The 18,457-nt window shown below is 73.2% G+C and carries 11 protein-coding genes; 3 read left to right on the top strand and 8 right to left on the bottom strand.

All coding sequences use genetic code 11. The features are described 5' to 3' along the window. Position 1: 1 nt before the first annotated feature. From ACH414_RS14585 to ACH414_RS14560, 6 genes are all read right to left on the bottom strand, one after another. Positions 2–6,397 carry an amino acid adenylation domain-containing protein gene (locus ACH414_RS14585; protein WP_398941998.1) on the bottom strand — a complete coding sequence of 2,132 codons (6,396 nt, stop codon included), beginning with the start codon at positions 6,395–6,397 and terminating at the stop codon, positions 2–4. After that, positions 6,394–7,581 carry a cytochrome P450 gene (locus ACH414_RS14580; protein WP_382533124.1) on the bottom strand — a complete coding sequence of 396 codons (1,188 nt, stop codon included), beginning with the start codon at positions 7,579–7,581 and terminating at the stop codon, positions 6,394–6,396. Before ACH414_RS14580 ends, ACH414_RS14585 begins: the two co-directional genes overlap by 4 nt. Further along, complete coding sequence (locus ACH414_RS14575) at positions 7,578–8,633, bottom strand: pyridoxal-phosphate dependent enzyme (protein WP_382533126.1); 1,056 nt, start codon at positions 8,631–8,633, stop codon at positions 7,578–7,580. The genes ACH414_RS14580 and ACH414_RS14575 overlap by 4 nt, the downstream gene beginning before the upstream one ends. Beyond that, complete coding sequence (locus ACH414_RS14570) at positions 8,617–9,462, bottom strand: formylglycine-generating enzyme family protein (RefSeq protein ID WP_382533128.1); 846 nt, start codon at positions 9,460–9,462, stop codon at positions 8,617–8,619. The genes ACH414_RS14575 and ACH414_RS14570 overlap by 17 nt, the downstream gene beginning before the upstream one ends. After that, positions 9,459–11,054 carry a DUF885 family protein gene (locus ACH414_RS14565; protein ID WP_398941997.1) on the bottom strand — a complete coding sequence of 532 codons (1,596 nt, stop codon included), beginning with the start codon at positions 11,052–11,054 and terminating at the stop codon, positions 9,459–9,461. The genes ACH414_RS14570 and ACH414_RS14565 overlap by 4 nt, the downstream gene beginning before the upstream one ends. A gap of 158 nt (positions 11,055–11,212) precedes the next feature. Beyond that, positions 11,213–11,590 (bottom strand): MbtH family protein, encoded by a 378-nt coding sequence (locus ACH414_RS14560; protein ID WP_382533132.1) that lies wholly within the window; start codon positions 11,588–11,590, stop codon positions 11,213–11,215. A 655-nt stretch (positions 11,591–12,245) separates the two neighbouring features. On the opposite strand from ACH414_RS14560, the gene ACH414_RS14555 reads away from it, so the two are divergent. Together ACH414_RS14555 and ectB are read left to right on the top strand one after the other, a co-directional pair. Beyond that, complete coding sequence (locus tag ACH414_RS14555) at positions 12,246–13,154, top strand: cupin-like domain-containing protein (RefSeq protein WP_382533134.1); 909 nt, start codon at positions 12,246–12,248, stop codon at positions 13,152–13,154. Between the two features lie 28 nt (positions 13,155–13,182). Beyond that, complete coding sequence (gene ectB / locus ACH414_RS14550; protein WP_382533136.1) at positions 13,183–14,433, top strand: diaminobutyrate--2-oxoglutarate transaminase; 1,251 nt, start codon at positions 13,183–13,185, stop codon at positions 14,431–14,433. Between the two features lie 582 nt (positions 14,434–15,015). On the opposite strand, the gene ACH414_RS14545 is transcribed toward ectB, so the two are convergent. Then, positions 15,016–15,771, bottom strand: a complete 756-nt coding sequence (locus ACH414_RS14545; RefSeq protein ID WP_382533138.1) for a thioesterase II family protein — start codon at positions 15,769–15,771, stop codon at positions 15,016–15,018. A gap of 13 nt (positions 15,772–15,784) precedes the next feature. After that, the gene (locus tag ACH414_RS14540) at positions 15,785–17,119 is read right to left on the bottom strand and encodes an MFS transporter (protein ID WP_386565583.1); all 1,335 of its coding nucleotides are present in this window, start codon (positions 17,117–17,119) and stop codon (positions 15,785–15,787) included. A gap of 311 nt (positions 17,120–17,430) precedes the next feature. Between ACH414_RS14540 and ACH414_RS14535 the strand changes: the two genes are divergently transcribed. Then, the gene (locus ACH414_RS14535; RefSeq protein WP_382533143.1) at positions 17,431–18,450 is read left to right on the top strand and encodes a 3-oxoacyl-[acyl-carrier-protein] synthase III C-terminal domain-containing protein; all 1,020 of its coding nucleotides are present in this window, start codon (positions 17,431–17,433) and stop codon (positions 18,448–18,450) included. Positions 18,451–18,457: the final 7 nt, after the last annotated feature.

Below are 18,457 nucleotides of genomic sequence, written 5' to 3'. Positions count from 1 at the left end.
TTCAGCTCCTTTCGACCGCGTTGCCCGCGGGGACCAGCTCGGCCAGGGGTGCGGCGCCGCCCGAGACCAGTGCGCGCACCGCGGTGTGCACCCGGCCCGCGAGCTCCTCGATGCCCGCCGCGTCGAACCGGTCGGTCCGGTAGCGGTAGGACACCCGGTAGCCGCCGTCGTGCTCCTCGATGTCGACGAGCAGCGGGTACGGCGCGGACGCGGCGTCCAGGTCGGTCGGTTCGACGTCGAGGCCGTTCAGTTCGACGGGGGTGCCGGGCGGCTGCATCACGAGCATCACGTCGAACGGGGAGCCGTCCCCGTCCGGCGTCGGCGTGAGCAGCGGCACCAGCTCCTGGAAGGGCACGTTGGCGCACCGGTAGGCCCGCAGCGCACCGGCGCGCACGGCGGCCAGCGCGTCGGCCACCGGGTCGGCCGGGGACACGTCCACGGCCAGCACCGAGACGTTGAGCAGCGGGCCGACGACCCCGCGCCACTCGGGCCGGTCGCGCTGGGCGATGAGGGTGCCGAGCATGACCAGCTCGCGCTCGTCCGAGCCGCTGTGGGTGAGCGCGGCCAGGGCGGTCGCGAACACCATGTACGGGGTGACGCCGCTGCGTCCGGCCAGCTCGCGCACCGCCGAGCCGAGCCCGGCGTCGAGGAGGTCGGTGTGCTTGCCGGCCTCGTCCTCGGCCGGGGCGGGCGGCGCGGCCCGGTCCGGCAGCGGGGAGCGCCGGGCCTGGCGGCCCGTCACGTCCTGCCACAGCGCGGCCAGTTCGCTCCGGTCGCGGCCGGCCCACCAGGACCTCTCGTCGTGGCAGTAGTCCGCGAAGCCGTATCCGGCCGCCGGGGGCCTGAGGCCGTTGTAGCGGTCGGCGAGGTCGCCCAGGAACACGGTGAGGGACCAGCCGTCGCACACGATGTGGTCGATGTTGACGAAGAGGCCCCAGTCGCGCTCCCCGAGCCGGGCGAGCAGGGCGCGGAACGGCAGCTCCCGCCGCAGGTCCGCGACGACCGTCGCCTCGTCGGCGACCAGCTGGTCGAACACCTCGTCGCCGAGCTCGGCCACCGGGCCGCGCAGATCGAGCCGGGAGAGCTCGAACTCCTCGGCCGGGCGGGCCGTCCAGGTCAGCTCGCCGCCGTCGGTGGCGAACCGGGCCAGCAGCACCGGGTGCGCGGCGAGCGTCTCGCGCAGCGCGCTCTCCAGCGCGTCCTCGTCCAGCTCGCCGCGCAGCCGCAGCACGCCGGGCATGTTGTACGTCGGCCGGTCGGGGTCCATCTCGCGCAGGAACCAGAAGCGCTGCTGGGCGGCGCTGGCCGGCACCGGCAGGGCCGGGTCCGCGGCGGTCCGCTCGGCGGCGCGCTGCGCGGTCGCCGGGTCGGCCGCGCGCACGGCGGCGACGAAGTCGCGCAGCCGCGGCCGGGCGAACACGGCGTCGACCGCGAGCCGCACCCCGAGCAGCGCGTTCACCCGGTCGATCATGGTGAGCGCGAGCAGCGAGTGCCCGCCCAGCTGGAAGAAGCTGTCGTCCCAGCCGACCTCGTTCCGCTCCAGGAGCTCCGCCCACAGGGCGCGCACGGTCGCGGCCAGCGGGTCGTCGAGCCCGGAGCTCGCCTGCGTGGTCACCGGCGCGGTGAACTCCAGCGAGCGGTAGTCGACCTTGCCGTTCTTGGACCGGGGCAGCCGCCCGAGCTCGGCGATGATCGTGGGGATCATGTGCCGGGGCAGCAGCTCGGCGAGCACGGCGCGGAAGCGCTCGTCCTCGTCGAGGTCGAGCACCGCCGCCGGGCCCTCGGGACCGCCGGGCCGGGACACGTAGCCGACGAGCGAGGCGCCCGCGGGACCGTGGTGGACCTTCACCGCGGCCTCCACGACACCGGGGCAGCGCCGCAGCGCCGACTCGACCTCGCCGACCTCGATCCGCTGGCCGCGGATCTTGATCTGGGTGTCGGCCCGGCCGAGGAACTCCAGCTCCCCGTCGGCGTTGACCCGCCCGAGGTCGCCGGTGCGGTAGAGCCGCCCGCCGGGCTCGGCCGCGTACGGGTCGGGCACGAACATCTCGGCGGTGCGCCGCGGGTTGCCGCGGTACCCCCGGCCGACCGCGCCGCCGCCCACGTACAGCAGTCCGACCACACCGACCGGCACGGGCTGCAGGTGCTCGTCCAGGACGTGCACGGTGGTGTTGGCGAGCGGCCGGCCGACCGCGGTGGTCAGGTGCCCGTCGGGACCGGCGGCGCACAGCCCCGCCGTGACGTCGTCGGTGCACTCGGCGGGCCCGTACGCGTTGTGCACGGGGATCCCCGGCAGCTCGCGCACCCAGCGCCGCAGCACGTCCCAGGTGAGCGACTCGCCCGTGGACAGCATGACGCGCAGCGCGCCCGGGCTCGCGGCGAGACCCGCGTCGAGCAGGGCCACGATGTTCGACGGCACCAGCTCCAGCATGGTCACCCCGCCCTCCCCCACGGCCTTCAACAGGCTCGCGGGCGACTGCGAGTCCGGCTCGGGCACGATCCGCACCCGGCCGCCGATCATGATCGGGGTGAGCAGCTGCCACACGGAGATGTCGAACGACACCGGGGCGGTCTGCGCCACGCAGTCCCGCTCGGTGAGCCCGAAGTGCTCGGCCATCTGCCACATGTGGTTGGTGACGCCGTAGTTCGTGGAGACGGCGGCCTTCGGCACCCCGGTGGAGCCCGAGGTGTGGATGATCGTCGAGGTGGCGTGCGGGTGGCAGAGCCGCGGCGGGCGGACGGTGCTGCTGCCCGAGGCCAGCTCGGCCAGGTCGAACACCTCGCGGTCGCCGAAGAGATGGCGGCCCGAGGGACTCGCGATGATCGCGGCCGGCTGGACCGCCTCGACCATCGCCGCGGCGCGCAGCGGCGCCTCCCGGGGGCTGATCGGCACATAGGCGCCGTCGGCCTTGTGCAGGGCGATCAACGCGACCAGGTAGTCGGCCGAGCGGTCCCCGCTCATCACGACCGTACGGTCCGTGGCCACCCCGGCCGCCCGCAGCCGCTCGGCCGCGTGGTTGGCGCGGGCGTCGAGCTCGGCGTAGGTCAGGGTGACCGTGCCGTCGTCGACGGCGACCGCGTCCGGGGTGCGGTCGACCCAGCGCTCGAAGGAGTCGAGGTAGTTCTCCGGCCGCGGTACGTCGGGGCCGACGGCCCGCTCGACGAGGCGGGCCGCCTCCTCGGGGGTGAGCAGCGGCAGCGGTCCCTCGCCGCCCGCGCCGATCGCGTCGAGCAGCGTCGGGAAGGTGCGCACCACGAGCTCGGCCTGCGCGCGGCTGACCCGGGCCTCGTCGTACTGGAGCTGGAAGTCGAGCACGTCGTCGCGGACCGCGACGTTCAGCCCCAGGTCGGACTGCGTGGTGTGGTCGGGCACCCGGTGCCCGTGCAGGGTGGCGGCGCCGGCCGGCAGACCGGCCTCCTCGTCGCCCATCACCACGGCCGCGGCGCCGGGCAGGGAGGTGGTGTAGCAGGTGAACATGGCCTGGAAGACGGTGGCCGTCGCCGAGTCGCGGTCCGGGTTGACCAGCCGCACGATCTCCGACAGCGGCTGGTCGGCGTGGTCGAGCACGTCCAGGACGTGCTCGTGGGTGGCGGCGGCGAAGGCGCCGAACGGCGTCTCGGGCCGGTACGCCGAGCGGACCGGCACCACGTTGACCAGGTAGCCCACCCAGTCGGCGCGCGCCCGGTCGGTGCGCCCCGCGTAGGGGACGCCCACGAGCAGGTCGGCCTGTCCGGACAGCCGGTGCAGCAGCACCTGGTAGGCGGCGAGCAGCAGGTTGTGCAGGGTGAGGCCGTGCGCGCGGGCGTACCCGGCGAGCGGTGCGGCGGGCACGGAGAACGACAGCGACTCCCGGGCGGCGCCGGCCGCGGCACCGGCCGCACCGGACCCGGCCGCACCGCCCAGGTCGGGCAGCGTCAGGGTGGGCAGCTCGCCGTCCAGCTCGGCGCGCCAGAAGGCGCTGTGGTCGGGCGCCGGGACCGGGGCGGGCTGCGCGGCCTCCGCGAGCACCTCGCCGCTGAGCGCGGCGGCCAGGTCGGCGACGACGATCGCGAAGGACGACACGTCGCAGACGATGTGGTGCAGGGACAGCGCGAACAGCCAGTCGCCGTCCCGGCGCAGCAGCGCGGCCCGCAGCGGGACGCCACTGGCCAGGTCGAACGGCCGGGTCGCGAACTCCCGGTACCAGTCGCCCTCCTGGGCCGCGTCCCAGCCCCGTGCGTCGACGGTCTCCACCGTGACGCCGGACCGCTCGCTCAGCTCGGCGTGCGGGGCTCCGTCGCGGGTGGTGAGCGCCAGGCGCAGGCTCGGGTGCCGGTCGGCGACGGCGGCGAGCGCGGCGCGGAACGCCTCCGGCTCGACGCCGCCGGTGACGCGGAAGGCGCGGGTGACGTTGTAGTCGCCGCCCGGCGCGGCGCGGTGCAGGAACCACAACGCGCGCTGGGAGGCGTTGAGTTCGTAGCCGCCGGCCCCGCCGTCGGTGGAGCCGGGCGCGTCGGAGGGGGCCGCCTCGGCGAGCGCGGCGAGCTCGGCGATCGACTCGGCGCGCAGCGCGACCGTCGGCGCCAGCTCGACGCCGAGGGCGTCCGCGAGCTCCTGGCGGACGCGTACGGCGGTGAGCGAGTCGGCACCGAGGTCGGCGAGGGACGCGTCCGGCGCGGGCGCCTCGGGCAGCCCGAGCAGCTCCCCGATGTGGGCGCACAGCGCGGCCGTCAGCGGGGCGCTCGCCAGCCGCTCGGTGAGCGAGGAGCTGCGGCCGGTCAGGGTGTCGTCGAGCAGCACGGGCAGCTCGCCGCCGAGGTGGCGCTCGCGCGCCGCGTACCGCTGGACCTTGCCGCTCGAGGTCTTGGTGATGGTGCCGGGCGGCACCAGCAGGACCGTGCGGGCGGTGACGCCGTGGATCCGGGACAGCGTGGCCCGCAGCCGCGCGGCGATCTCGCCGTACCGCTCGGACGGGGTGCGCGGCTGCACCTCCTGGCACACCACGACCGCCTCGTCCCCGTCGCCGGCCTCGTCCGCCACGCCGAAGACGGCGGTGCGGCCCGGCCGGACGTCCGGGTGGCAGACGCCCGCGTCGGCCTCCAGGTCCTCCGGGTAGACGTTGCGGCCGCGCTGGACGATCAGGTCCTTGCTGCGGCCGACGACGAACAGCTCGTCGCCGTCGCGGAAGCCGAGGTCGCCGGTGCGCAGGAACTCCCCGAAGGGCTCCCGGCCCCAGTAGCCGGTGCCGTTGCTGCCGCCGGCGACGGCGATCTCGCCGACCTCGCCGGCGGCCAGCTCGGTGTCGCCGTCACGGTCGAGCACCCGCACGTCGGCGTGGTCGGGCAGCCGGTACGCGGTGAGCTCCCGGCCGTCGTCGAAGGTCCGGGAGACCCCGGGGGCCACCGTCGTCACGAGCAGCGTGGACTCGGCCAGGCCGTAGCACGGCAGGTGCGCCTCGGACCGGAATCCGGTGGCGGCGAAGGCCTCCGTGAAGGCGCGCAGGGTGCGGGGGTAGACCTGGGCGGCGCCGTTGAACGCCACCCGCCAGCGGGACAGGTCGAGGCCGGCCTTCTCCTCCTCGGTGACCTTGCGGACGCACAGGTCGTACGCGAAGTTGGGCCCGCCGCTGATGTCCGCGCCCTCCTCGCTGATGGTGCGCAGCCAGCTCGCGGGGGACCGCAGGAAGGACAGCGGGTCGAGGATGACGCCCCTGGCCCCGGCGTACAGCGGCTGCAGCATCGCGCCGATGAGGCCCATGTCGTGGTGGAGCGGCAGCCAGCTGACGATCGTGGAGTCCTGGCGCACCCCGAACGAGCGCTGGATGGCGGTCTCGTTGTGCATCAGCGCGCCGTGCGTCACGACGACACCGCGCGGGACGCTGGTGGAGCCCGAGGTGTACTGCAGGAAGGCGACGTCGTCGGCGGTCGCGCGCGGCAGACCGGCGCCGTCGTCGCCGGCCGCGGCCTCGACCCGGTCGGCGAGCAGCCAGTCGTGCGCCTCGGCGAACGCGCGCAGTTCCGGGTCCTCGCCGGCCAGGACGAAGTCCCGTACGAACGACAGCGAGACGACCAGCGAGACCTCGCAGTCCCGGGCCACGTTCCGCACCCGCCGCTGGGCGCTCTCGTCGAGCGGCAGCGGCACGGGCACGGCGATCACCCCGGCGGCGAGGCAGCCGAGGAAGGCGGGCGCGAACTCGGGCGCGGTCGGGAACAGCAGCAGCACCCGCTCGCCGGGCCGCACCCCCCGCTCGGCGAGCGCGCGGGCGACGGCGCGGGAGCGCGCGGTCAGCTCCGCGTAGGACAGGTCGACTCGGGGTCCCCCGCCGACGGGCGCGACCGAGAGCGCCACCTTCTCGGGGGTGCTCTGGGCGTGCTCGGCGAGCCGGGCGACCAGTCCTCCGGGAACGAACCCGGTCATCGTGCGTCCTTCCAGTCGAACCGTACGGCGGCCTCGCTCGCGCCGAACATGAGCCGGGGGTCGAGCAGCCGGGTGCCCGCCGGGTCGATCGTGAAGCCCGTCGTGGCGTCGAGCAGCTTGGTCAGGGCGAGCCGGATCTCCACCCGCGCGAGCGGGGCGCCCAGGCAGTAGTGGATGCCGTGGCCGAAGGCGATGTGCGGGTTGGGCGTCCGCTCGATGTCGAAGACGGCCGGGCTCTCGAAGACCCGCGGGTCGCGGTTGGCCGCCGCGATCCACACCGAGACCGTCTGGCCCGCCGGGATCTCGTGCCCGCCGACGACGACGGCCTGGGTGGTCTTGCGGTCCACCCGGGTGGTCTCCGAGCGGTAGCGCATGACCTCGTCGATGGTCTGGTTGAGCAGCTCGGGCCGGGACCTCAGCAGGGCCTGCGACTCCGGGTGCCGGGCCAGCACGATCATCGAGTTGACGAGGGTGAGGGTGGCCGCCTGGCCGGTGGACATGAGCAGCGCGATCAGTCCGGCGATCTCCTCGTCGCCGAGCCGCTCGCCGTCCACCTCCGCCGCGATGAGCTTGCTGGTGAGGTCCTCGGTGGGGGCGGCCCGCCGCTTGGCGACGAACCGGTGCAGGAACGCCTCGGCGATCTGCGTCTTGGTGAGCACCGTCTGCAGGCCGTTCTGCTCGGCGCCCGGGTCGGCGAGCGCGAGCAGGGCCTGCGACCACTCCTGGAAGAGCTTGAGGCCGCCGCCGGGGATGCCGAGCATCCGCGCGATGACGGTGGCCACGACCGGCGAGGCGAACTCCCTGACGAAGGACACCTCGTCGCGGCCCCGGACGCCGGCCAGGATCGTGTCGACGGTCTCGTTGACCATCGGCTCCAGGTCGGCGACGTACCGCGGGGTGAAGGCCTGGCTGACCAGGGCCCGCAGGTTCCGGTGCCGCGGCGGGTCCATCCAGGTCAGGTTGCCCTTGCGGTACAGGCGCATCGGCGAGTCGTCGGACACCGGCCGCACCACGGCGTTGGAGAACGCGCCGTGGTTGGCGAGGACCTCCTTGACCTCCTGGTAGCCGAAGACGTGCCAGGCCCCGCCGGGGGCCTGCTCGACCGGCTGCCGGACCCGCAGCCAGTCGGCCAGTGCCGCCTCTTCGGCGGGCGGTGGCGTCCAGACGCTCGTCGTCACGCTCATGCTCCCTTGGTTGCGACCGGTGTCAGGTGTTCGGCGACCCAGTCGTCCGCGTAGACCGTGTCGGCGTACGGTTCGCCGTTGTCGGCGCACAGGAACGCCACCACGGGCTCCGGGCCGCTGTGCCCCTCGAAGTGCCGGGTGATCGCGGCGTAGACGCAGCCGGTGGAGCCGCCCGCGTAGATGCCGTGGTCCTCCAGCAGGGCGCGGCAGCCGGCCACCTCGTCCCGCTCGGACAGCACGACCACCTTGTTGATCCACGCCGCGTCGACCAGCGGCGGGCGGATGCTGGAGCCGATGCCGGGGATCAGCCGGCGGGCCGGCGGGGCGCCGAAGATCGCCGAGCCCTCGACGTCGACGGCGACCACGACCGCGTCCGGCTGGTCGGCGCCGAGCCGGTGCGAGAGGCCGTTGATCGTCGCGCCGGTGCCGACCCCCACGAACAGGTAGTCGAGCTGCCCGACGTCGGCGAGCAGCTCCCCCGCGGTCAGCTCGTAGTGGCCGCGCGCCCCGTCCGGGTTGGCGTACTGGTCGGGCCAGTACACGTCCGGCAGTTCGGCGCGCAGCTCGGCGACCCGGCCCAGCCGGCTGAGCAGATAGCCGCCCGTGCCGTCCGGCTCGGTGACCTTCTCGACCCGGGCGCACAGCCGTCGCAGCGTCCGCTCGGTGGCGGCGTTGACGTTCGGGTCGAGGACCGGCACGAACGGCACCTCGAGCTCGTTCAGGAACGAGGCGAGGGACAGCGCGAAGTTCCCGGAGGACGACTCGACCACCGTGGTCTCCCGGGTGATCTCACCGCGCCGCACGGCCTCGCGGAGGATCCAGATCGCCGCCCGGTCCTTGGCGCTGCCGGTGCGGTTCTCCGACTCCATCTTGGCGTAGAGCCGGATCCCCGGGTGGGGCAGCCGCACCACCCGGGTCCTCGGGAGGTCCCGCAGCAGCGCGTCCACACGGTCGAGCAGCGTCCGGTCGACCGGACCCGTCCGCGCCGGGTGCTGCGGGTGCTGCGGGTGCTCCGGGCCCTCCGGGCCGCTCGGCTCAGCGGGCGGCGACACGGAACCCCATGTCGTAGCAGCTGTAGTCGGGCAGGTTGTAGATCCGCACCCACGCCAGGCAGCCACGGGGGTCGTGGTTGTTGTAGAAGGAACCGCCGCGGATCACGCCCAGCGGGATGGTGCCGGCCTTGGTCTTGATGACCCGGCGCGGCTTGCTCTCGTCGAACGGGTAGTGGTGGAAGCCGTTGGACATGATCTCCCACACGTTGCCCGTGATGTCCTGGACGCCGTACGGGCCGGCGGCCTTCGGGAAGGCGCCCACGGGGCTGGTGTCGGCGACGACCATCGTGTGGTTGCAGTGCTCGGCGGTCGGCTCCTCGTCGCCCCACGGGAAGCGGCGCCCGTCGGTGCCGCGGCACGCCTTCTCCCACTCGGCCTCGTTGGGCAGGCGGGTGCCGGTCCACTCGCAGTAGGCGATGCAGTCCTCGTAGCTGACGTGGGTGACCGGGTGGTCGTCCTTGCCCTCGACGGTGGAGCCCTCGCCGCGCGGGGTGCGCCAGGTGGCACCGTCGATCGGCTTCCACAGGTAGTCCTGGTCGGGCTTGACGACGGCCGGGTCGCCGATCCACACCCAGCTCTTGCCGGCCTTCTCGGCGGTGGTCACATAGCCCGTCGCCTCGACGAACTTCCGCCACTCCGCCACGGTGACCGGGCTCTTGGCGATACGGAACTCGGGCACGTCGACCCGGTGCTCGGGGGCGGCGGCGCGGGGCTTGCCGTCCTCCCGCAGCTCGTCGGACCCCATGATGAAAGGTCCGCCGGGGATGGTGACCCAGTAGTCCGCGGGGAATGCCTCGGCGGGCATGACTTCGGCCGTCACCTCGGTCACGGGTGCTCCTTCTCAGAGATCGTGGATGCGGAAGCGGTGCTTCGGTCGTCGAGGCAGTAGCGCCGTACGGTGGAGAGCGGCGCGCTGCCACAGCGGACCAGTCGGTCGTGGAAGGCCTTCAGGGCGGTGGGCGAGTCGCCTGCTCCGGAGAGCTCGCGCCACCGTCTGATGTGCAGTTTTCCGAGCGTGTACATCGCGCGGGCCGGCTGGGACGCCGTGGCCAGCACCTCGCGGCCGGCGCGCTCCGGCGACCACGCGCAGAGCGTGGCGGCCTCGGCCGCGGCCGCGCCGAACTTGCTCCGCCCCGAGTGGACGGAGAGGAAGACGAGCAGACGGGTGGCGGCCTCCAGGGCGAACCGCAGGGCGGCCACCTCCACGAGCGGGCGGTCCTCGGCGAGACCGCGCTCGATCGCCAGCTCCTCGGTGTAGTGCGCCCAGCCCTCGGTGACCCCGGGGAACCACGGCACGCAGCGGCGGATAAGGCCCGCCTGCGCGGGGGTCGCCTCGTGGTGCAGATAGTGGCCGGGCATGACCTCGTGCACGGCGATCATCTCGAGCATCGGCTCGTTGAGGTAGTCGCGCAGCGCGGCGGGGTCGCGCGGCTCCGGGACGTGCAGCACATGCGGCTGCGGCACCTTCTCCAGCGGGCCGCCCGTGTCGAACGTGACCACCGCGGTGGTCGACAGATCGCGTACGGGGCGGATGTCGAGCCCCTGGGTGCCGGTCGCGGTGACGACGTCCTGCTCGGCCCAGAACTTCTGCAGCCGGTCGATGATCCGCGCCAGCGTGCCGGTCACGGAGCCCTCCGGGAGGCGGGTGCTCAGCAGGCCGTACAGCTCCTGCCGGGTGCTCGCCCCCAGGCGGGCGGAGAGCGCGTCGAGGCGGGCGGTGAGGTCGCGGACCTCGGCCTCCGCCTCGGCGATCAGCTCGTCCACCGGGATGTCGACGCCCTCGGCCGCCTCCAGATAGCCGGCCAGCAGCTCGGGACCGAGCACCGCCCGGACCGGCTGGGTGGCCGCGACCGCGTCCGCGAAACCGGTGAACGCGGCGCTCGCCCGGCCGGCCTGCTCCAGCAGCGGGCCTTCGGCCAACTCGGGGCGCGCGGCCACGAGTCGGCTGATCATGTTGCGTACGGACACGGCCCTGGCACGGGCGTTCTCGACGCCGCCGATGCGCTCGCCGGCCGGCAGGGTGCGGCCGAGCGTCCTCGCGGTGGCCGCGAGGAAGTCCGGGAGCGCGCCGAGGTGGCGGGAGAGCGCGCCGATCCGCTCGTCGAGCGGGGCGTAGTCGCCGCGCAGATAGATGTGGAGGTCGGTCTCGGCGAGCCAGGCGTCGGGCCCGCGGTGGGTCCGGCCGGCTCCGGTGATCCGGAACCGCTCGTCGGTGAGGACCCGGTGCGCCGTGCCGAGATCGGCGCGGACCTCGGGGTCCGCGTCCTCGGGCAGCGCGTCGAGCCGTCCGGCGACGGCGCCGAGCAGCCCGTCGAGCTCGGCGAGGGAGTCGGGCGCGACCTCGGGCAGCCGGCCGTCGAAGTCATGACGGCCCGCCCGTCTGGCGACCTGCGGATAGTGATCGAATACGTAGTCGACCACAGCGGAAACAGAACTCAGGGCACCAGACGTCATGCCACTCCCCGTCGTGCCGCTCCAGGGGCGACAATGGCGAATCGTTCAGAGGTCAACTAGCCGGCGCGCCACGCGGATGTCCGGGTCGGCCGGACCGAGCTGTCCGCACGATCCGGCAGAATCCGCTAAACCGTTTCGCCACCCGGGTTGGGCTCGATGACGTCGCCGTCCTCGCCGTAGATCACGTCGTCGTCGAGGCTGGCCAGCATCTCGCGCAGCTCCTCCGGCGACATGGCCTTGAGTTCATCGGCGTCCACAAGCTGTGAGAGAACCATTCGACTCCCCTGTCCGATAAGAGATCCGGCATTTTCGAGGGCCTCGCGCACGCTCTTCGGGCGCATGTCGGTCCAGACCAGTTCGATGTGATCGAGGCACTCGGTACGGGAGCGGGGGCCGCCCACCGCGGTCCAGCCGGCCGGCAGTTCGCGGGCCGCGGGCCAGATCGAGTACTGCTCCTCTTCGTTGATCACGACCAGGTATTCGGCGTTCTCGTCGTCGAACATCAGATCTGAAATCCCCCATACAGTCGTTACCGACCGGAGCGGTGCAGGATGCGCCACTGACATGTCTCACTGCGGGAACTTTCGACCGTGTTCCCGGGGACTCCTCGGCAAACCGCCTCCCCCGCAGCTCAACGGGCCTCAAGCTAGATCGCGGCGTCTGGCACTGTCAAGAGTTTCCGGCCGCCACGGACCCAACATCCGTACGTTTCAAGGAACTTGACGAACTCTGCATCAATGCAGGTCAGCGCCTTTCGGCAACCCATCCAGGACAACAGGGCTATCCCTGCTCGATCTTGACCGTTCCCCCGGGAAACGGCCGATCCCAATGGCATCGAACTCCCCTATATGGACGCCCTGTTGGACGACCCCCGCAAACCGCCGACACGAACACCGGACAGAAGATCACCTCTCGCCAACCCGTCGATCAGCGGGTAGTGTCCGACGGTGCCGGAGTGGAGCGAGGGGGGCGCGCACACCACGACGCCGGCCGACCGCGACCCGCCCTTGCCGGACACCGCGCACCACCGGTGCCGACCGATTCACGACCATGAACCGGTCCCGACCGATTCACGACCACGACACGCGCGCAGCCGCCCCCGGTCGTCCCTGCCCGCGTACGCCCGCCCACGCGTGATGACGTGATGACGAGTAGGAGATGGCAGTGACGACAACGGCCCGACCGGTCTCCGTCGACGTGCGGACCAAGCTCAGTCCCGCCGAGTTCCGCGCCGAGTACATGGGGCGCAGGCCGGTGGTCGTCCGCGGTGCCGTCGCCGGCATGCCCGCGGTCTCCACCTGGTCGGCCGACCACCTCGCCGAGGTCGCCCCCGACCAGCGGGTCCAGCTCAAGGTCGGCACCGTCTCCGCCGGCCGCACCGCCATCGTCCGGCTCGCCGACTACGCCAAGGAACTCGCGGAGTGGGAGGCCCGGCTCGCCGAGGACCCCACCCTCGCGGGCGACCCGCCCGGCTATCTGCACGACGTCCCGCTGCTCTCGATGATCCCGGCGCTCCGCCGCGACCTGGAGCCCTTCCCCGTCGCGTTCTTCCCGCCGTTCTTCCGCCGGGAGTGGTGGCAGTTCACCCAGTTCTTCGTCGGACCCTCGCGCGCGCAGACCCCGCTGCACTTCGACACACTGCTCACCCACAACCTGTTCTTCCAGGTCCAGGGGTCGAAGCGGTTCGTCATGGTCGCCGACGCCGAGCGCGACAAGTGCTACACCTACAACTGGCGCTGGGCCGCCGTGGACCCGGACGCCCCCGACCTCGACAAGCACCCCCGCTTCCGGGACGCGACGGTCATGACCGCCGACGTCGAGGCGGGCGACATGTTCTACATGCCGCCCGGCACCCTCCACAAGGTCACCTCGCCCAGCGCGTCGATCTCCTTCAACATCGACTGGCACGACCGGACCAGCGCCCTGCGCGGCATCGCCGCCGTGCGCGACGGCATGCCGCTGACCAACCTCCGGTACAACCTGCTCTTCGCGGCCGGGGTCGTCGCCGGACTGCCGCGCGGCCTGGTGATGCCGGGGCTGCGCTCGTACTACTCCTACATCTCCTAGTACATCTCCTGGCGGGGTAAGGACTCCCTTGAACATCTTCGAGCAGCGCGAGTCCGGCGTACGGTCCTACAGCAGGCGCTGGCCGGTCGTCTTCGCCCGGGCCACCGGAAGCCGGCTGTACGACGAGGACGGGCGAGGCTGGCTCGACTTCTTCGCCGGGGCCGGCTCCCTGAACTACGGCCACAACAACCCGGTGCTCAAGCGGGCGTTGCTGGACTACATCGAGAGCGACGGCGTCACCCAGGCCCTCGACATGTTCACCAGCGCCCGGCGCGACCTGCTGGAGACGCTGTACGAGCTGGTGCTGCGGCCCCGGGAGCTGGACCACAAGGTCCTCTTCCCCGGGCCGGGCGGCGCCAACGCCGTCGAGGCCGCCATGAAGCTGGCCCGCACGGTCACCGGCCGCACCGGGATCGTGCACTTCACCAACTCCTTCCACGGCGCCACCCTCGGCGCGCTCACCGTCACCGGCAACCCGCTGCACCGCGGCTCCGCCGGCCTGCCGCTCTTCGGCACCACCCCGGTGCCCTTCGACGGCTACGACGAGCACGCCCGCCCCGAGTACCTGGCCCGGATGCTCGCCGGACCCGCCAGCGGGCTCGACCTGCCGGCCGCGGTGATCGTGGAGACCGTGCAGGCGGAGGGCGGGGTGAACGTGGCGAGCACCGAGTGGCTGCGGGCCCTCGCGGAGCTCTGCCGCGCGCACGGCATCCTGCTGATCGTCGACGACATCCAGGCGGGCTGCGGCCGCACCGGCGCCTTCTTCAGCTTCGAGGACGCCGGCGTCGTACCCGACCTGATCTGCCTGTCGAAGTCCATCGGCGGATACGGGCTCCCCCTCACCCTCCTGCTCGTCCGCCCCGAGCTCGACGTCTGGCGCCCCGGCTCGCACAGCGGCACCTTCCGCGGGGTGAACCCGGCGTTCGTCACCGGGGCGGAGGCGCTGCGGCACTACTGGAGCGACGACGTCCTGGAGAAGTCGACCCGCGCCAAGGGCGAGTGGGTGGCCAACGCGTTGCGGGGCATCGCCCACGCCCATCCCGGCGCGGGCCTGTCCACCCGGGGGCGGGGCCTCATCCAGGGACTCGTGGTCGGCCCCGGCCGCGCCGACGCGGTGTCCGACGAGGCGACCGCGCGAGGCCTGCTGGTGGAGACCGCGGGCCCGCACGACGAGGTCGTGAAGCTGCTGCCCCCGCTGACGGTCACGGACGCGGAGCTGGCCGAGGGCCTCGGCATCCTGGAGGAGTCCGTACGCGTGGTCCTCGACCGGACGGACTGAGCGGAGGGCCGCGGACGGACCGAACGGAGACCGCCCCGCGCCCTGCCGCCGGCCCACGATCCCGCACGCCCCGGCCCTCCCGCCCGCCCACCGGCAGGTCCCACCGGGCCTGCCCACCGGCCTGCCCACCGGCCGCCCCACCGCCGCACCCGCCCGGCCCACCGCCCTGCCCGCACGCCCGCCCAACTCACCGGTCCGCCCGCACGGCTCACCGCCCTGCCCGCACGGCTCACCGCCCTGCCCGCACGGCCCACCGCCCTGCTCGCACGGCCGACCGCGCCCGGACGGCGCGCCGGCCTGCCCGCGCGCCCGCCCAACTCACCGGTCCGCCCGCACGGCTCACCGCCGCGCCCGGACGGCGCGCCGGCCTGCCCGCACGGCCGGGCCTCTCCGCCCGCCCGCCCGCCGGGCCCACCGGGCCTGCCCGACGCCCGCACGGCTCACCGGCCTGCCCGCACGGCGCGCCGGCGCGTCCCGCCCGCGCCCTCCGAGCCGCCCGCGCCCTCCCCGTACCGTCACAAGACCGGCCCGACCAGGAGTCCCCTCCCGGTCGGGCCGGTCTTCTCGTGGCCTCGGCCCCGGTCAGCCCTTCTGCGGTGCCAGGTCGGCCGCGTGCCGCTTGATCACCGCGGCGACGTCCTCCCACTGGCTGTTCAGATAGAAGTGCCCGCCGGAGAAGACGCTCAGGTCGAACGGGCCCGTGGTGTGGTTCGCCCACGCGGCGGCGTCGTCGACGGAGACCCGCTCGTCGTCGTCGCCGACCAGCGCCACCACCGGGCACGCGAGCCGGGCCTCGGTGGGCCGGTAGACCGCGAGCGCCGTGTAGTCCGCGCGCAGCGCGGGCAGGAACAGCACCCGCATGTCCTCGCTGTCCAGGAGCCGCTCCTCGGTGCCGTCCAGCGCGGCGATCTCCGAGATCAGCTCCTCGTCGGTGGCCTGCTGCGGCAGCTCGATGTGGTGCCGGGACGGCGGGCGCTTGGCGGAGGCGAACAGCGCCAGCGGCGCGATCCCCTCGGCCTCCAGACGCCGGGCCACCTCGAACGCGAGGAGCGAGCCCATGCTGTGCCCGAACAGCGCCACCGGCCGGTCGATCGCGGGCCGCACCGCGGCCAGCGTGCGCTCGGTCAGCTCCTCGAAGTCGTCGATGCACGGGTCGTTGAAGCGGTCCTGCCGGCCCGGGTACTGCACCGCGAGCACCTCGACCTCGGGGAACAGCGGCAGCGCCAGCGGCCGGTAGTAGCTCGCGGCCCCGCCGGCGTGCGGAAGGCACAGCAGCTGCACCGGCGCGTCGGGCGCGGTCCGATAGCGCCGGATCCATCTGTTCGGCTCGTCGGCCATGGTTCCTCGTTCCTTACGGTCGGTCCGCCACGGGCTCGGGCTCGGACGCGGGCTGCGGCACGGTCGCCGCGCCCCGCGGCTGCGGGCCGACGGTCCGGCCGTCGGGCAGCTTGTGCACCGCGCGGACCCCGGGGATGAGCACGGTGAGGGAGAGCGGGACGACGATCGCCACGGCGGCGATCAGCAGGGTCGACGTGTTGCTGGTCGACTCGGCGAGCGGGCCCACGAGCGCCAGGCCGATCGGCGCCGCCACCGTGGAGATCATCCAGTCGTAGGAGTCGACCCGCGACAGCACCTCGTCGGGGATCAGCTGCTGCAGCGAGGCCCGCCAGACGGCGTCGAGGAACATGCCGCCCGTGCCGCCGACGAACGCGGCCGCCATCACCGCCCACACCGGCATCGGCACGGCCAGCGCGAGCAGCGGCAGCGCGGTCAGGGCGAAGGCCAGGTTGCCGGCGATCAGCGGGCGCTTCGGGTCGATCCGCAGCGCCACCACACCACCGGAGATCGAGCCGGCGGCGTACGCGGCGGCGATCAGACCCCACGAGGAGGCGCCGCCCAGCGACTTGTCCGCGATGGTCGGGCCGAGCACGAAGTACGCGACGATCGCCAGGTTCTGGAAGCCGTGCGCGATCATGTTGAGGAAGAGCCAGCGCCGGGAGATGAGCTCCTTCCAGCCCTCCCCCAGGTCCTTCCAGAAGGAGCCGGAGAGCTGCACCGTGCGCGGCGCGAGCTTGAGGATCGCCAGCGAGATGGCGTTCACCACGAAGGTGACCGCGTCGATCGCGAGGACGAGACCCGGGCCGACCAGCGCGATGGCGACACCGGCCAGGGCCGGGCTCACGACGCTGAAGAAGCTGAAGCAGGAGGTCATCAGCGCGTTGGCGCGCTGGAGCTGCTCCGGCGGCACGATCTCGGCGATCAGTCCGCTGGAGGCCGGGCCGAAGAACGCCTGGGCGGAACCGAAGACGACACCGCCGACGACCAGGTGCCAGACCTCCGCGTGACCGGACAGCAGGAGCACGGCCAGCACGGCCTGCGCCCCGGCGCGGATCAGGTCGGCGGTCAGCATCACGACGCGCCGCTGGAGGCGGTCGGCCCAGACGCCGCCGGCGAGGGTGAAGACGACCTGCGCACCGACCTGTCCGGCCATCACCATGCCGATGTCGGTGGCGGAGCCGCCGATCGACAGGACGGAGAAGACCAGCGCGATGCGGGTCATGCTGCTGCCGATGGCGGAGATCGCGTTGCCCGTCCACAGGATCCGGAACGGCTTCATCGCGAGTGGGGCGAACGCCTGCCTCAGGGTCTTCCGTGCTCCGGACCCGTCCTTCGACTGGTCATCCATCACATGCTCCCCTTGGACGGTTCGTTCCAGCGCACGCGAGCGCCCTTCCCCTGGCAAGGCCCCTGGCAAGATGACATGAGCACAGCGCTGAAGATCGTAACGATGCCCGCTCACGCCAGGCAACAGGTCGAGTCCGCCGTCTTTCGGCCTTTGATCGACGCCGATGACCACGAAATGGCCATATCAGAGCCCTAGTTGGCACCCCCGCCGACGTGACTCAGGAAGATCGTCGCTCTTCCCCGACCCCCCTGAGGCCGGGTTATAGTCGGCGCCGCTGTCCACAACCGTGGTGCCAAGACTGGGGGTTGAGCATGCGGTGGACCGGTATCCATGTGCTGTCCTGCGCGCTCGCGACAGGCCGTCTCGAGGACGTCACGACGGCGGTGGCCGACGGACGGTACGACCCCGAGCTCGCCGAGGCCCACGAGTACGTGTCGGTGTCGTCCGCCGAGGACACCGAGCCGGTGGACCTGGCCGCCCGCGCGGGCAGCACCGCCCTCGGCCGGGCCGCCGTGGACGAGGCCTCCCTCGTCCTGCACGCCCACGCCGGCAGCACCCCCCAGGGCCCCGACGACGTGGTCCCCGCCTCCTACGTCCAGGGCAGGACCCTCGGCCGGGGCGCGTTCACCGTCGACGTGCGCCAGTCCTGCAACGGCGCCCTCGCCGCGCTGCAGCTGTCCGCCGCCTACCTGACCGCGGCGGGCGCCGGCACCTCGGCGCTCCTGACCACCGCCGACCGGCACGGCGGCCCCGGCGTCAACCGCTACCGGCTCGACCCCGGCAGCGTGGACGCCGACGGCGCCTCGGCACTCGTCCTGCACCACGGCCCCGGACCGCTGCGGCTGCTGTCGACCGCCGTACAGGGCGACGGCCGGTTCACCGCGACGCCGCCGCCCGACCCCCAGGACTTCCCCGACCGGCGCGCCTTCCTGATGGCGCACCGCAAGCGGCTCCTGCCGATGCTGCGGTCGATGGCCGAGACCGAGCGGGACACGATCACCGAGGCCCTCGCCGACGCGGGCGCGGGAGCGGACGACGTGGCCCGCTGGGTGTTCCCCAACATCGGCGCCAACATGGTCGACCAGGAGTTCCGCAAGAGCCTCGGCATCGGCCGGGAGCGGACCACCTGGGAGTGGGGCCGCACCGTCGGCCACATGGGCACCACCAACCAGTTCGGCGGCCTGACCCACCTCATGGAGACCGGGGCCGTGCGCCCCGGCGACCTCGTCGCCCTGTGCGGCAGCGGGGTCGGCTTCAGCTACGGCTGCGCCGTCCTGGAAGTCGTCGACACCCCCGCCTGGACACCCGAAGCCCGCACGCCCGCGCAGTGAAGCAGCG

The organism is Streptomyces sp. NPDC020422 (assembly GCF_044386705.1).
Classification (GTDB): Bacteria; Actinomycetota; Actinomycetes; order Streptomycetales; family Streptomycetaceae; genus Streptomyces.
Note: the sequence above shows the minus strand (reverse complement) of the source record. Positions and strands in the feature narration are given on the sequence as shown.

Bases quoted from the DNA above. Each gene is read 5' to 3' on its own strand.
- ACH414_RS14585 (WP_398941998.1), bottom strand. From the start codon at position 6,397: ATGACCGGGTTCGTTCCCGGAGGACTGGTCGCCCGGCTCGCCGAGCAC.
- ACH414_RS14580 (WP_382533124.1), bottom strand. From the start codon at position 7,581: ATGAGCGTGACGACGAGCGTCTGGACGCCACCGCCCGCCGAAGAGGCG.
- ACH414_RS14560 (WP_382533132.1), bottom strand. From the start codon at position 11,590: ATGTTCGACGACGAGAACGCCGAATACCTGGTCGTGATCAACGAAGAG.
- ACH414_RS14555 (WP_382533134.1), top strand. From the start codon at position 12,246: ATGGCAGTGACGACAACGGCCCGACCGGTCTCCGTCGACGTGCGGACC.
- ACH414_RS14545 (WP_382533138.1), bottom strand. From the start codon at position 15,771: ATGGCCGACGAGCCGAACAGATGGATCCGGCGCTATCGGACCGCGCCC.
- ACH414_RS14540 (WP_386565583.1), bottom strand. From the start codon at position 17,119: ATGGATGACCAGTCGAAGGACGGGTCCGGAGCACGGAAGACCCTGAGG.
- ACH414_RS14535 (WP_382533143.1), top strand. From the start codon at position 17,431: ATGCGGTGGACCGGTATCCATGTGCTGTCCTGCGCGCTCGCGACAGGC.